Source organism: Pseudoalteromonas sp. S1727 (assembly GCF_005886375.1).
Classification (GTDB): domain Bacteria; phylum Pseudomonadota; class Gammaproteobacteria; order Enterobacterales; family Alteromonadaceae; genus Pseudoalteromonas; species Pseudoalteromonas haloplanktis.
This window is the reverse complement of the sequence record NZ_PNDT01000011.1, coordinates 1-16438: the sequence shown is the minus strand read 5'-3', so window position 1 is coordinate 16438 and position 16438 is coordinate 1. Positions and strand designations below refer to the sequence as shown.

Genomic DNA, 16438 nt, shown 5'->3' with positions numbered 1-16438 from the left:
ATTAATACTGCTCGAGTTTATCTTTGAGCGTTTGTAATTGAATTGGTTTAGCAAGGTAATCATCCATACCGCTGGCTAAACATTGCTCCTTGTCTTCATCCATTGCATTCGCTGTCAACGCTATAATAGTAATATGCTGATGCTTGCTGCCTGCCTGCCCTGCTCGAATAGCCCGAGTGGCATCAAAGCCATCCATGACTGGCATTTGGCAATCCATCAAAATCAAGTTAAAACGCCCTGCGGGTGATGCCTGTAAAATATCGAGCGCATGTTGGCCATTTTCCGCCAACGTTACCTCATAATTTAATTTTCCTAACATTAACTTGGATACTTGTTGATTAATTGGGTTATCTTCAACCAACAAAACATGCAGATTTTGCTCATGACTACTTCGCAAAGATGAAATATAACTGGATGTAACTAAGGGTAAGTCGGTTGAACCACCACCATGAGTGATCACAGCCATGGCACTCATTAAATCGGCCGTTGTAATAGGTTTTGGAAAGTACGCTTGAAACCCTGCATCACTAAATCGTTGAGCTCCTTCCATACCGGCAATACTGGTCATCATCACCAATGGCATTGCTTTAAAATCATCATCCGCTTTTAATTTTCGGCATAAGGTTAAACCATCCATTTCAGGCATTTGCATATCCAATACCGCTATGTCATACAAACTGCGTTTTTCAGCGAGGCGTGTTGCGCACAACTGCAAAGCCTGCGCAGCATTGCAGGCAAGCTCTACTTTTGCCCCCCAGTGTGCAAGTTGCTGGCTTATTACAATCCGATTGGTTTCGTTATCGTCAACCACCAAAATAGTAAGCTGCGTCATATCTATGGTCGGTATACTGCGCTCTGTTTCTCTTCCTTCTTCTAGCATCACTGTCGCTGTAAACTCACAGCCTTGACCCTCTTCACTGACTAAAGTGACTGCTCCCCCCATTAACTCACACAATTGTTTACTAATTGCTAATCCAAGCCCAGTGCCACCATATTCACGTGTGGTTGACGCATCCACTTGTGAAAATGGGCTGAATAAATCTTTTTGCTTTGCTTTATCAATACCAATTCCCGAATCTTTAACGCTAATACTCAGCTGATAATGGTCGGTCATTTTAGTGATAGCAGCGGTGATCACAATCTCGCCTTGAGGAGTAAATTTAACAGCATTACTGAGTAAGTTTGTTAGTACTTGACGAATTCGTCCCGGATCGCCTCTAAAATGGGTTGGTACTACAGCGACTAAATCAAGAATGATTTCGATATCTTTATCCTGCGCCGCAAGAGCTTGAGATTCCGCTACCTCGCCAAGTAAATTACAAACATTGAAGTTGATACTTTCAAGCTCGATTTTCCCCGCCTCAACCTTCGAAAAATCTAAAATATCATTGATCACCGATAGCAACGAATGCGCGCTATTTTTAGCGATTGCCACTTTAGTTTGCACCGGTTTTGTTAACTTCTCTAACTCGATCAGCTCTAACATCCCTAGAACGCCATTCATTGGGGTACGTATTTCATGGCTCATGGTGGCTAAAAATTGACTTTTTGCAGTTGCAGCCGCATTGGCTTTACTCAACGCAATTTTTAACTCCTCGGCTGTTTTCTTACGGCTCTGGGACATCAAAACGCTGCCAACCAAAGTTGCCAGCGAGCGTAAATAGGTTTCTTCGTTTTGACTCCACGTTCGATACTGGCCAACACTTTCAGCGCATAACACCCCTAAAATACCTTCGCCGGTGGAGATCACGGCATCAAGCATCGAGTTAATATTTAAATCTGCAATATAGTTATCAACCAGCTCTACGGTGGCAGGATGCGTATTCACATCATTAATTGCCACTAAACCGTGCTCGAAAATTGCTTGATAATAAAGTGGGAAATCGCAGGCCTTAAGCACTAAAGAATGTTCTACAAACCCCTGCTTATCAATAAATAAACTCATGCAGTACATCTCATCGCCTAATTCATCGAATAACCACACCGATGCTCGCTGTACGCCCAATACTTCACACATTGACTGCGCGACTAAGTTTTTCACCTCATCAAAATTACCAGCCAATACCGCTGCGGAGACAGTTAAACTCGCTAAATTTTTATTATACTGGTTGGCCTTTTTACTCTCTAACTCAAGGCGTTTATAGGTATCAATATTTTGGAATGAACCATACACACGAATACAACGACCGTCTTTAAATTCAACTTGACCAATTGATTTAACCCAGCGTTCATTACCAAGCGCCGTCACTATAATTAGCTCAACTTCCCAACTGCTCTGAGTTGCTATTGCGCTTTCAAATAACTGGCTGATCTTTTCTCTGTGTTCACCTTGCTTATAAAAACCCAGTGCTTGGGACACCACAGGTTGATAATCAGTAGCAACTTCATGAATTGCTTTTACCTCGTCAGACCAATACATAGTGTTGTTTTCTAAATCAACTTCCCATGCACCTATTTGGCCTTGTTTACTCATAGCTTCAAGCAAACTCTGTTGACGGTACAGCTGTAGTTGAGTGTGGTATCGTTCGGTAATATCATGAATAAATCCATCTAAATACAAAACGTTGCCATTGTGATCATACACAGCTTGACCTTTTTCATGTACCCAATGGATACTGCCATCAGAAGCGACCAAACGGTACTCTAATGACCATGGCAGATGGGCATCTATATCGACTTTCACTTTCTCAGCAACACTTGCAACATCATCCGGATGAATTAATTCAACAAAGCTCAATTTATAATTATCAACTAAATCTGTTGGTTCATAACCGGTGATGACCTTTATTTGCTCACTCAAATAAAGCATGCTCCATCGCTCATCATATTTGCAACGATATACAATGCCAGGGATATTCCCGACCAAAGATACAAATCGATCGCGACTTGATTGCAATTGTGCTTCGGTCTCTTTTCGCTCGGTAATATCAAGGTGTGTACCTATCATTCTTTTTGCCGAGCCATCACTGTTGTATTCAACTATACGTCCAGTGGTCAGCACCCATACCCAATGCCCGAGACGGTGCAACATGCGAACTTCACAAACGTAATAATCACTTTCTCCAGCAAAATGTTGTGCTAACAGCTGCTGTGAAATAACTAAATCGTCTGGGTGGGTATATTTAACCCATGTATTAAAATCAGTGGGCTGCAGCTGTTCGAGTTGATAACCAATAATACTCGCCCAACGGTTATTAAAGTACGCTTTACCGGTATCAACATACCAATCCCAAATCCCTACAGCGGTGCTATCGAGCACTAACTGTAATTGTGTTTTGTGCTGTTCAAGCTCTAATTCTTGTAATTTTAGTGCAGTGATATCGGTACGAATAGCGATATAGCTTTGCGGCAGCCCTTGTTCATCTAAAAAGGGGGCGACAGTAGTATCGACCCAGTAAAAAGCGCCATTTTTCGCCCGGTTACAGATTTGCGCATGCCAAATTTTGCCCTGTTTAAGGGTTTTGTACATACTTTTAAAAAAGCCTTTTGGATGAACGCCTGAATTTAACAAACGGTGATTTTGACCAAGTAACTCACTTTGGCTATAACCACTAATTTCACAAAACTTTTTATTTGCGAACGTGATCTGTCCCTTTATATCCGTTACAGCTACAATGGCATGCTCGTCTAGTGCACTTTTTTGCTCCGCTAATTGTTTCAAAGCCCGCTTGAGTGCAGTGCTTTGCTCTTCTAATCGTTGTTGCTGTTGAACTTTACTACTGACTAAGTGTTCAAGATCAATCGATAACTGATGTAATTCACTGCTGTCATCAAGAATAGGAATATTGGTACGCTCACCACGGGTAATTTCAGCACTGGCATTAGCAAGGCTAATAAATGGCCGCGATAATCGTCGCCCAAACCACCACGATAAACTCAAAATCACTAAAAATGCCAAGCCATTGGCAAGCACAGCAACAAACTTATAATCACTGGCGCTTTGCAACATCACAGCAGCTGGCTTTTCGACCAATAACTGCCAACCTTTTGCATTTGAAAAGTTCAAGTCAGTTAAAATAGCATAGTGCAATGTGTTATCTGTTTTATGATAGGTAAAAACGTGCTCAGTATTTGCAGAATTAGTGAAAAAATCTGCCGCTGGTAATGAGTTAGGGTGTAATTGAGCCCCCGTTATTTCACCACCGTTGACAATAAAAAAAGTCAGTTCTTCATTATCGTTATGAATATGTTCTAGATTATTAAGTAGGCCTTGGAAATTTACATCCACGAGTATAATTGTATGTAAGCCGCGTTGGTTATCTTCCATCGGTAATGCTACAAAATGACGTGGTTTGGCGCCCGCGGAAGATATAAAGACACTTTTTTGACCTTGTTCAATGGCCGCTAACATAGCAATTAATTGATCGCGATGTAAGGCAGAAAACGCACCGTTATTCACTGGATTTGGGGTATTTAAAGGGTCAAAAATAATGTGAATTTCATTTACAAAATCATACCGAGCAACAAATTCATCTATCAGTAGCTGTTTGTTAAGCTGGCTATGACTGAGTTGATCATTTAATAAATAGAGATCTTTAATATGATCAGCAAACCAAATATTTGCAAATTGCTTACCAATACTACTTAATTCGCCAAGCTCTATTTCAGCACTTTGTTTAAGGGAGTTACTCACATGTTTAAGGCTAAACCAGGACATTAAAAATAATGGCGCAAGCGCAATGACAATAAAAGTGACAATCAGCTTCGTCCGGATGGATTGCCCTTTATTCTTTATCTGACTATTTAGTCCCATCACATTTCCATTTTCAATATATTTAAACACTTACGTAAGTAGTAACTCATATTAATGCACTAAATAACACAAGACGCAAGTTTATGCGCCTTGTGTTTAGGTCATTACTTACTAATGTTATTTTTCCGGTAAAACTGCTGACTAAATTTTGTGTAAAGCACCGGCAATACAAATAAAGTCAAGAACGTGGCAGTAAATAACCCGCCTACGATCACCGTTGCTAATGGCTTTTGGATTTCAGCACCAATACCGGTTGAGATTAACATAGGGATCAACCCCAGAGCCGAAGTTAGCGCCGTCATTAACACAGGTCGTAACCGTGACAATGCGCCATTAAAGGCAGCGGTATCTAAACTATCACCACTTTTAACGCGGTTATTAATACTCTCGACCATTACCACACCATTGAGTACAGCCACGCCAAACAAAGTAATAAACCCTACAGAACTGGGCACCGATAAGTACTGGCCTGAGACATACAACGCAACCACACCACCTATCACCGCTAATGGGACATTCACTAAAATAAGCAATGCTTGACCAACGGAGCCAAATGCAAAGTATAACAGCAGTGCTATTAACGCCAGCGAGATAGGAACAACGATTGATAAACGCTGCTGTGCCCGTTGTTGATTTTCAAACTGGCCACCAATACTGATACCATAGCCTGGCGGTAAATCTACTTGCTCACTAATGGCGGTACGAATATCGGCTACCACAGATCCCATATCACGTCCTTGTACATTAGCTTGGATCACCACCCGGCGCTGAACATCATCACGGCGTACTTGCGGCGGACCAGATTCAATATTCACTGTTGCTACATCTGCAACCCGTACTAAGGCACCTGTCGGGGATGATAAACGCAAATCTGCAATTGCCTCGGGGCTGTTTCGAAACTCAGCACCAATACGCACATAAATATCATAGCGCTCATTGGCATTAATAATTTGCCCTGCCGCAACGCCGCCAATACCATGCTGAACTATAGTCATTAAATCGCCAACAGATAGACCATAGCGAGAAAGCGCTAAACGGTTTGGCGTGATCACTAATTGTGCTTCACCAGCTATTTGCTCCATTGCTACATCTTTTGCGCCAGCAACACCTTTTACTGCTTGCTCGATGGCTTGGCCTTTACTGACTAATACATCGAGATCAGCGCCAAACAGCTTAATTGCCAATTGCGCCTTAACCCCAGACAGGAGTTCATCGACACGGGTCGCAATAGGCTGAGAGAAGTTAAATAATAACCCCGGGAATTGCTCTAGCTTCTTTTCCATTAACACCTGCAACTGGGCTCGGTTATCAGCCGATTGCCATTCGCTGACCGGTTTTAGTCCTAAGTAAATTTCAATATTATTTACCGGCTCTGGATCCCCCCCAACCTCAGGGCGGCCAACCCGGCTTAGTGCATACTCAACCTCAGGAAACTCAAGCAATATTGCTTCAAGTTTTGGTGCAACCGCCAATGCGGTATCTAAACTTGCCGAAGGGGCTAATGTCACTCGTAAGTTGATGGTGCCCTCTTCAAGTTCAGGCACAAACTCGGTGCCAAGTTGCGGCAATAACACGCCCGCAATGACCACCAATGCCCCCGCTACGGCAATAACTGTTTTACGCGCATTCATTGCCCAGCCCAAACACAACTTGTAGGCTTTATCTAATGGTTCCAATACCATACTGCGCCTTAAGGTCACGCCATTAGCAAATAGATACACGGCAAGTGCAGGCACAATCACCAGTGCCACAATGACCGCTGCGATAATTGCCAGCATAATACTGATCGCCATCGGCTGGAATAACTTCGCTTCAACCCCTTCAAAGCTAAACAACGGCATAAATACAACCAAGATGATCAACGCCGCAAAAAACACCGGACGTGCAACTTCTTGTGCAGCTGAGTTAATACGTTGAATAGAGTTAAGTGATTTAGTTGTTGGCTGTGTTAAATGTCGGAAAATATTCTCTACCATAACCACTGAGCCATCGACTAGCATACCTATCGCAACGGCAATCCCACCCAACGACATTAAATTAGCAGAGAGTCCAAACCACGCCATTACACAAAGCGCTAGACCAATTGAAATTGGGATCGATAATAAAACCAATAGTGTGGCCCGTAAATTCATTAAAAATAACGCCAGCACGACCACTATAAACACAAATGCTAATAGCAGCGCATCAACCACAGTATCAACCGCTTTGGTGATCAAATCGGCTTGGTCATACAGCGGCTCAAACGTAACACCGTCAGGCAACGCTTGATTGATTAGTTCAATACGAGAGGTTATGCCGTCAATGGTTTGTTTAGTATTGGCGCCAATGCGCTTTAGCACCACACCTGTTACCACTTCGCCCAGAGAGGTAATGTTACCTTGTGCATCTTTGGTACTCATCGTTGCCGCGCCTTGACGAATTTCGCTGCCTAATGACACCTCAGCCACATCAGCAATGGTTACAACCGTGCCATTAATGGTTTTTAGCGGCGTTTGCGCTATTTCTTGTAAGCCCTGTTTACCTGCATTAAACCAGCCAGTTCCACGGATCACTAATTGCTCTTGACCACGGTTCATATACCAGCCACCGACATTGGTGTTGTTTTCTTCAAGTGCGCTCACAACTTGTTGCTGATCTAATTGATAGGCAATTAACTTGTTTGGATTCAGATTAACTTGATATTGACGCACATCGCCACCAAAGGACAGTACTTCTGTTACCCCATCAACAGGTAAAATAAGCAGTTTTACAATCCAATCGTTTAAGCTGCGCAGCGCCATAGAATCTAAACCAGACTCAGGTGAAGCTGCCAGTAAGTATTGATACACTTGGCCAAGCCCTGAGGTATTCGGTCCCATTTCTGGCAAACCAATGCCTTCTGGGATCAACTCTTTTGCTGCTTGCAGGCGCTCAAATACCAATTGCCGCGCAAAATAAATATCTACCCCTTCTTTAAACACCACAGTTACGCCAGATAAACCGGTTTTTGAAATCGACCTAACTTGATCGACATCAGGCAGGGCATACATCACCGCTTCTATAGGATAGGTGATCAGCTGTTCAACTTCGACAGCAGCTAAACCCGGTGCTTCGGTATTAATCGCTACTTGTACATTGGTTACATCGGGAAACGCATCTAAATTTAATTTAGGGATCACCACCGCACTCATCGCAACTACTATACACAACGCTAAAAATACCAGTAGTCGATTTCTAATAGCAGCATTCACTATTGTATTAAACATATTCGTCGCTCCTAATGGTTATGCGGATCAAAGCCGCCTTTCGCTTGCTCTGATGCAACAAAAAAAGCGCCTTCAGTCACCACTTTAGTGCCCTCTAGCACGCCTTTTATTTCACGAAAACCAGCAAAGCGTTGGCCTAGTTCAACTTCTGTCGAAATAAGCTCACCATCTTCATCTTGGACAAACACCGCCCAATCACCGTCAGGGTTTCTCAGTAATGCTTGCTCAGGCACTGCAAGTACTTTTTGCGCAGTGGCAAATTCAAAATACACATCACTGAACATACCCGGGTGCAAAGTATGTTGACTGTTTTTAACACTTAAACGCACCACCCTTGAACGGGTGGCTTGATCTATCGTATGCGCTTCTTGGATCACTGTAGCTGGGTACAATACTTGGTTTACTTTCACTTGCGCTGTAGCCCCTTTGGCAATTTCGATTGTTTGATTTGCAGATAATTTTGCCTCAACCCACAGTAAACTTTCATCGGCAATTAACATCAGCTCAATGCCTGCATTGACTCGCTGGCCTTGGGCAAAGTTATCACTGAGTACAGCACCTGATGTGCCCGCGTAAAGCGTGTATTCACCTAGTTTTTCAGCGGCAATATCTGCACTTTGTTCAATCGCTCTAACTGATAAACCAAAGGCTACCAGCTGACTCTGCGCTACTTCATATTCAGCCTTAGCTGTCAGTAAACGCTTTTCACTCACGGTGCCTTTACCCATCTTTTGCACTCGTTGCCACTCTGCTTTTGCTAATCGATAAGTGGTTTGTGCACTGGCAACCTCAGCACTAAATAAGCTGACCAATGGCGCGCCTGCTTTAATGTGCTGGCCCAGCGTTGCATGACGTTTCACCACGATTGAATCAACCCGTGGCGACAACACATAACTGCTATAGCCATTCGCTTTAATTTCGCCAGGTGCGTACAACTGTGACTTGTAGTTACGTTTTTCTAATGTGCTGATCTGCACATTTGCTAAACGCATCTGAGTCGCAGTTAAACGTACCCCACCTGTTTGCTCGTGCTCTGGCTGCTGCGGCGAAACCGCTTGTTCAGGAGTGCTGTCGTGCGGTGCTTCATCGGCTTCGTGCACGTGCATAGCTTGTACTTGTGCTTCGCTGTGTTCATGCCCGGCTTTAGCATGATCAACATCTTGCGGCACAGATGCGGCTGCCTGTAACACGTTGGCAAACATAAATACGAGGGTAGAAAAAGTAATATTTAAGCGCTTCATAAGGCTACTCCATCAATCAGGGGACGTGTAAAGGTGGTAATATAATTGCTAAGTTGGCCACTTTGGGTTAACCAATCAACGCTCGCCAATTGGCTTTGCTGAACAATATCAACCCCGGCAAGTAATCCTGAAATACGTTGTTGACGCATGGTTAGGTATTCAGCAGTACTGATATCACCGCTTTGCCATTGTTGCTCAATCAATTCAAGGCTGCTGTCTGCATTTGCTTGATTTATTGACTGCCAACGTTTTACACGCAGCGCATACGCTTGCATTACCTCTTTGCTCGCTTGTGCTTGAAATGTCATGGTGCGCTGTAATGCGCGATATTCAGCTTCTTTAGACATCGCCAGTAATTCAGACGCTTGGTATTCATCACTAAAGTTATTGAAGATATTCAGCGGCATAGAGAAGTTTAAAGAGACAATATTATCGTCGCCATTTTTACCCGCAGCAATCCCTACCGTGGGTTTCACAGCGCGCTCAGCTTTAATCACTTGCACCTGCTGACGCTGGTATTGCCATTGTGACTTCACCAATAATAGCTGCGGATGTTGCAACACATTATCAGTGTCTATATTGGTTTTAATACCAGTAAGTAACTGCTCAGGAGTGAGCGTGGTGTCTTCTTGCCATGTTGGTAACAACACTTGTACTGCTAATTTAGCATCGGCATAGGCACTGGCTTGTTGTGCTGTTTGATTCAAAATTTCAGACAATGAGTACAAGGCCAGTTGCTCATCAAGCAGCCCTACTTCCCCAGCTGCTCTACGGCGTTTAATTACGCTAACTAAACGCTCTAGCTGCTGCTCTTGATCTTGTGCGAGTTGAAAAGCCGCTTTGCTGCTACGCCAATTGATAAGCGCAATCATGGTTTGTTCAACAAGTTGTAAATAGCTAAGCTGCAACTGCTGTTGCTGCGCCATTAGCATTAGCTGCGCCGCAGTTAATTGCGCACCTTGTTGATCATTAATATCAAATGTTTGACTCACCCCGAGGCTAAAGTTATTTGCATCGCCCTCTCTTTCCAAGCTCGACTCAAGGCTTGGGTTATACAACGATTGCCCTGCAGCACGAACAGCCGCCGCGGCACTTTGTAACTGCTGATAATCAGCTTGTAAATTTGGATGTTGTTTTAATTGCGTCAACAACCAGTTTAAATCGCTAGCATTAGACGTTGGCGCAGCCAATGTTTTCGAAGCTGCTAATACAGCCACACAAAGGCAAGCAAACCGAAACGGTTTGTTTAAATTCATAACGTATACTCTTACTAAATAAATCGGTGACCAAAATAATGGCCAGCTAAAAAGTTAACTTAGTAAGGTAGCAATAGGAGGGCGTAAATCAGGAATGAGTAAACGAGAGTTGAACGCAGGATCGTTCAAACTAATAATATCGTAACTAGGTAAATTTGCAGGGTGTTGCCATGGTTCAGTAAATAAAACAGAAATATGGCAGACATGGCAATGGGCATCATCAGCGTTATCAGCCAGTGCTTGGCTTAATTGCTGGTGTTGCAGCTGATGAGTATCATGATCATTATTAATCATGCAGTGTTGATCGAGTTCGCTTTGCTGGTGTAATAATTGCGAGGTGGTATTAATAGCAGTGTTATGATCAGCCACGTCAAAACTGTCCAGCACAGGCTGAAGTAGTAAAAAGGCTAAAATTAACAACACTGATTGCTTCAAGCAATAAACCCATTAAAACGATATTGTCAATAACCTTAACAGATATTAATCGCCCTGCAAAGAATTTAGCAACTTTTGTTAATTTCTAACGCTGGCTAATTTAGCAACCGTCATTTAATATTGTGAAATCAGCATAATAAAAATACAGAGAAGCACTAAATATGGGCCACCAGCATTCCCACAGTCATGACACTGACAACCAAAGTGACCGCCAGTTAGGCTTAGCTGTATTTATCAACGTGTTACTAACTGTAGCCCAAGTTGTCGGCGGTGTGGTATCGGGTAGCTTGTCTTTAATTGCCGACGCGCTGCATAACTTAAGTGATGCAGCGGCTATTTTTATTGCCCTCATCGCTCGTAAGATTGGCGGTAAACCCGCAGATGAACGTTATCACTTTGGCTATAAACGAGCAGAAATTTTAGCCACACTTTTAAATAGCACTACGCTTATAATCATCGGTGGCTTTTTAATTATCGAGGCGATCGAAAGTTACTTTAACCCAACCCCAATTGATGGTTGGATTGTTGTTTGGGTGGCCGCATTGGCACTTGTGATTGATATTGGTACGGCGATACTCACCTTCCACGCTGGCGCTAAAAACAGCATGAATATTCGCGCCGCATTCATTCATAATATATCAGATGCGATGGCGTCTATTGTGGTGATTGTAGCGGGATCATTGATCATTCTTTATCAGTGGTACATTGTTGATTTAATAGCGACAATTTTAATTTCCGCTTATGTAATTTATCACGGTGTGTTGTTACTCATTGAAAGCTGTAAAATTTTAATGCAAGCCGCCCCTGACGACTTTGACCGCAACGAGGTAAGCGCTGCGCTGTGTAAACAGTTTGCGATTAAGCAAGTACACAGCCTTAAAGCTTGGCAATTAGATGATAACCAAACTTGCTGCGAACTAGTGCTAACCCCATTTGCTGAACTGGTACTTGCTGACGTTAAAAACTATTTGCATGATGAGTTTGCTATTGAGCATTGCATTATCGAGCGTCGCGAATAACGACAGTGTTGTGGATAATCGTTGCATTTAATCGAATTTTATTGAAAACAGCTCGCGTTCTCATTTATCATCGTATTTTATAATACGTTCAAGGTGTGTGAGTTGTTAAAATTATGGCTACGTCGTACTCATTTAATACTAACATTGGTGAGTGGCTTATTTTTAATTTGTTTAAGTATTACTGGTGCACTACTTGTGTACGCCAAAGACATTCAACGCCTTGTACAGCCACAGCTGTGGACAGTAGATAACCCCACCAATAATAGTGTGATTGCCTACCCTGTTTTAATCAACACCCTCGCGTTACACACACAACAACCCATCACTTTACTAATGCCAGAGCAAAATCCTGCTTATGCATGGCAAGCGCAGCTTGCCAACAAACAATACGTCAGTGTGGATCCGTATACTGGTGCAGTTATTCATCAGTATGATTATTACAGTACGATTTATGGTTTTACAATGGCACTGCATCGCTGGTTACTTTACGAAGACGGCAACGGTGATCGGCCATTGCGAAACTGGGTATCGGTTTGTGCGCTGATTTTTATTATTAATATGCTTGTTGGCGTCTATATTTGGCTAAAACCCAAAAACCGCTTAAAACGTTTGGTGATCAAACCAAAAGCAAAACTCCGTATTTTGTTATATCAATTGCACACTGTCATTGGTATGTATCTATTTATCCCATTGATATTAATTGCTTTCACTGGTATGGCCTTTAATTGGAAGACACAAACCCAAGCAGTACTAGAGTTTGTAACTCAAAATCAAGTTGAGCCTCGCCCTCCTGCCCCACGCATTGATGTGCCAGACAACATCGATCGAGATAACTTAGCTGTCGCATTACATAATGCTTTACGCGCCTTTCCTGATGCAGAACTGTTTCGTATTTACATGCCAAAAACAGCTAATGAACCACTTGCTTTAAGAGTCAAAAACCCAGGTGAGAGTCACGCTTATAGCTGGGTATGGGCAAATCAATATACTGGCACTGTAGTGCAATCTTATGATGCCTCACGTGCTAATTTCACAACCCAAGCATGGAATTTTCGATATAAGTTTCATATTGGCGACTTTGCAGGGGTATTAGTGCAAATACTGTGGTTATTCATCGCCCTCACCCCTGTACTATTTACTGTTAGTGGCGGTTACTTTTGGTATAAGCGACATTATCGTTAAGGTTGTCTCTAAAACAGTTAACGCTACTGGTTAAAGCGTAGCTGTGGTAGATGTAGCAAATGGCTCCATCAACTGCTGCGCTTGGTCGGCTTTATTGCTTGTATCTGTATGAACGATTAACACCCACTTTCCTGTACTTGTTGCCCTCCGTACATCACTTATCAGTGGATCATGATCGGGGCGGATTGAAATAAAGCCTGCGACCAGCAAGGCAATAAACACACTGATAGTACAAATTCCAGCGTACGTTTCAAATACAAAATTTTGCATGAATTCTACGTCAACAAAAAGAAAAACACTGCTTATAAGTATGCCTACAACAAGCCCTATCACTGCATAGAATAGGTGCGTTTTTAGTAACGTTTTTCCTATGTTCTTATCTTCAGGCTCTACTTTTTCATCAAAAGCTTGGTCGTAAGGAGAAATGAGATTTATGTTACTTTGCTCAAACTGAGTGTGTTGGCTCAAAGTTTCAAATGCTTTATTTACTTGCTCTTCACTATCAAAAATAGCCGCTACTTTAGTTGCATGTTCTTCGTTATTTATCGTGGTTGTCATCTTTCACCTCCGGGCGAATTTAATAGAGAATTACACCAATAAAATCAACATAGCGTATGCTGCAAAATAAGTACCGTTTGCTTTACACATTATGCGAGTAGCATGTTTCCTAATACGATTTATATAAAAAGCAATTAAGCTATTGATTGACAATATTTAAAATAAATATTGTCATAGTTCAAGAGTAAAACACAAAGCAGGCTTTCAAGATTTGTAGTTTATAAGTGGCATCACCACCACGTAAAACTTACATAATACGGTAAATATTTCAGTTCAACGAATACTCCATGCATGGTAAATTGACTGGGTCTCTCTGGTGTACCGATCTCAATAGCAAAAAGACAATTGATAATAACTATCAATTACCTTGCCTTTACACTTCTTTACACTTATTATTGCGCCAATAAAAATAGCAATATTTTCTCGTTAATTACCTTAGGGATCTTCATGTTAAAAACCTCTTTAAGCTTATTAGCCCTCGCTATAAGCACTACCACTTTCGCTGATGACACAATTAATAAAAACCAACTAACCGACGAGCAAATGGAACGAATTATTGTTTCTGGTAGCCGTGTTTTTGAAAGCATTGATGAAGTCCCTGCATCAATTACCGTAATCAATCAAAAACAAATTGAAGAGCATTTAAAGGTAAATCCTGAGCTACAAAGCTTACTTGCGCAAATGGTGCCGGGCCTCGCTCCAGATACCGGCAGTTCAAGTAATACCGGACAAACACTGCGCGGTCGCGCCCCGTTGGTGATGATTGACGGAGTACCGCAATCAACACCGCTGCGTAATGGCTCGTTAGGCATTAAAACCCTCGATCCAAGTGCCATTGCTCGTATTGAAGTGATCAAAGGAGCAACCTCGATTTATGGTAACGGTGCATCGGGCGGTATTATTAATTACATCACTAAACAGGCTAAAAGTGATGATAAAACAGCAGGTGAAATAAGCTTATCGAGTCGCTTTAGTGCGGTAAAACTTGAAGAGAGTGCGGGTGCTAGAGTTTCTGCTGCAATTAATGGCCGTGCAAATAAGTTTAGCTATTTAGTCACCGCAAGCTATGAAGAAAATGGCGTACAACGCGATGCAGAGGGTGATATTCTCGGTTTGCAATACGGTTTATCAGACGCTGTCACGCAAAACTATTTTACTAAGTTAGGTTACGATTTTAATGATGATAAGCAATTACAATTTAGTTATAACTACTTCAGCTCACAACAAAAAACTGATCTTGGTGATATCACCGGCGACATGAGTGTTGGGGAAAAAACCTACGCAATTCATGTACCAGTAGAATTACAAAAACAAGGTAAACCACAAGGTCCTGAAGGCAACGAAAATATCACCTTAAAATACACCGACTACGCGCTGTTTGAAAATACCCAAATGACCTTAGATCTCTACATGCAAGATATTGAGAATGTATTCTTTTATTCACCAAGCCTTGCCAATCCTGACGAGAACTATGACGGTGGTCAGTCTGTTATCAGCTCCGATAAAAAAGGCGCGCGAGCAACATTTAACACACAAATTGATTTTGAGTCTGTAGCAGCTACCTTCATTTATGGTATTGATGCACTAAACGATGTAACTTCACAGCCATTGGTCGATGGACGAGTCTGGGTACCTGAAATGGATATGCAAAGTGTCGCTGGCTTTTTACAAACTAAATGGGTAATTGCGGATGATCTCATAGTCAAAGCTGGTGTGCGTCAAGAAAGCATCGACTTAAGCGTAGATGATTACCGCACACTTAAACTATGTAAAACACCAACCCAGTGCTCTGTGCCAATTAACGTCAAAGGAGATACCATTGATTACGACGCCACTACCTATAATTTTGGCATTAAATACAATCTGAATGAAAAATTCAGCCCATTTATAAGTTACTCACAAGGCTCTGATATATCAGATGTTGGCCTACTACTTCGCGCAGCCACAGTGAGCGATATTGGCCTTATTCAAACGCAAGCCTCAATTATAGACAACTACGAAATTGGTTTTAACTCACAATTTGACACTCTTCGTATTGAGGTCGCAGCCTACCGCAGCACTTCAGAGCTTGGTACTAGCAATCAATTTAATGAAGTAACCGGCGTTTACGAACCTGTACGTGCCCCACAAGAAATTTGGGGTTACGAAGCACTGGTAGATTATACTATTGCCGCGAACCTTAAATTACTAGCCACGTATAGTTATGTTGAAGGCAAAAACACCGAAGCAGATATTTACTTAGGCTCAAAACAGATCAGCCCGCCAAAGGCAACTGCAAACCTAAACTGGCAACCGAGCGATGAAATGTCATTCACTTTAAGTTACCTGTATGTTGGCGATAGAAAGCGCTTTGGTGCAAACGATGATGGCAAGTATGTGGGTGACCAAGGTCCTGTCGATAGCTACAATATCTTTAACTTAAGCGGCCAATACCAATTTGCTAATAATTGGCAAAGCTTTGTAGGTATTGAAAACCTATTTAACGCAGACTACTTCCCAGCACGTGCACAGTCTTATACATACGGCGGTTACAATATTAAAGGACTTGGTACCACAGCTACAGTCGGCGTTAAATATCAATTCTAACCCCTGATCACCTCACTCGTTCATTACCGTGAGTAATGAACGAGACTCTATTAATTTCACTTCTAACTTTCATAGCACCTGACACCTAAAGAAGTGCCTACTTTTATGGAGTCAGAGCACTCACCTTTCATCTTCCATCTTTCATCTTTCACCTTTAATCTTT

9 protein-coding genes are annotated in these 16438 nt (G+C 42.3%); 3 read left to right on the top strand and 6 right to left on the bottom strand.

The genetic code is table 11. The features are described 5' to 3' along the window. Nucleotide 1: 1 nt before the first annotated feature. From CWB85_RS03465 to CWB85_RS03445, 5 genes are all read right to left on the bottom strand, one after another. On the bottom strand, nucleotides 2-4753 hold the full coding sequence (locus CWB85_RS03465; protein ID WP_138554110.1) for a PAS domain-containing protein: 4752 nt from the start codon (nucleotides 4751-4753) through the stop codon (nucleotides 2-4). A gap of 104 nt (nucleotides 4754-4857) precedes the next feature. Beyond that, nucleotides 4858-7998: an efflux RND transporter permease subunit gene (locus CWB85_RS03460; RefSeq protein WP_138554109.1), complete on the bottom strand. Its 3141-nt coding sequence runs from the start codon at nucleotides 7996-7998 to the stop codon at nucleotides 4858-4860. Nucleotides 7999-8009: 11 nt separating this feature from the next. After that, nucleotides 8010-9239: an efflux RND transporter periplasmic adaptor subunit gene (locus CWB85_RS03455; protein WP_138554108.1), complete on the bottom strand. Its 1230-nt coding sequence runs from the start codon at nucleotides 9237-9239 to the stop codon at nucleotides 8010-8012. Further along, complete coding sequence (locus CWB85_RS03450; RefSeq protein ID WP_138554107.1) at nucleotides 9236-10495, bottom strand: TolC family protein; 1260 nt, start codon at nucleotides 10493-10495, stop codon at nucleotides 9236-9238. Before CWB85_RS03450 ends, CWB85_RS03455 begins: the two co-directional genes overlap by 4 nt. A 54-nt stretch (nucleotides 10496-10549) precedes the next feature. Further along, nucleotides 10550-10930 (bottom strand): hypothetical protein, encoded by a 381-nt coding sequence (locus CWB85_RS03445; protein WP_138554106.1) that lies wholly within the window; start codon nucleotides 10928-10930, stop codon nucleotides 10550-10552. Nucleotides 10931-11091: 161 nt separating this feature from the next. Here CWB85_RS03445 and CWB85_RS03440 point away from each other — a divergent pair, with 161 nt between their 5' ends. Together CWB85_RS03440 and CWB85_RS03435 are read left to right on the top strand one after the other, a co-directional pair. Continuing rightward, nucleotides 11092-11949, top strand: a complete 858-nt coding sequence (locus CWB85_RS03440) for a cation diffusion facilitator family transporter (protein WP_016706837.1) — start codon at nucleotides 11092-11094, stop codon at nucleotides 11947-11949. 102 nt (nucleotides 11950-12051) lie between these two features. Next, nucleotides 12052-13131 (top strand): PepSY-associated TM helix domain-containing protein, encoded by a 1080-nt coding sequence (locus CWB85_RS03435; protein WP_138554105.1) that lies wholly within the window; start codon nucleotides 12052-12054, stop codon nucleotides 13129-13131. Nucleotides 13132-13161: 30 nt separating this feature from the next. On the opposite strand, the gene CWB85_RS03430 is transcribed toward CWB85_RS03435, so the two are convergent. After that, nucleotides 13162-13689: a hypothetical protein gene (locus tag CWB85_RS03430; RefSeq protein WP_016706839.1), complete on the bottom strand. Its 528-nt coding sequence runs from the start codon at nucleotides 13687-13689 to the stop codon at nucleotides 13162-13164. Nucleotides 13690-14136: 447 nt separating this feature from the next. Between CWB85_RS03430 and CWB85_RS03425 the strand changes: the two genes are divergently transcribed. Further along, nucleotides 14137-16275 (top strand): TonB-dependent receptor, encoded by a 2139-nt coding sequence (locus CWB85_RS03425; RefSeq protein WP_016706840.1) that lies wholly within the window; start codon nucleotides 14137-14139, stop codon nucleotides 16273-16275. Nucleotides 16276-16438 lie beyond the last annotated feature (163 nt).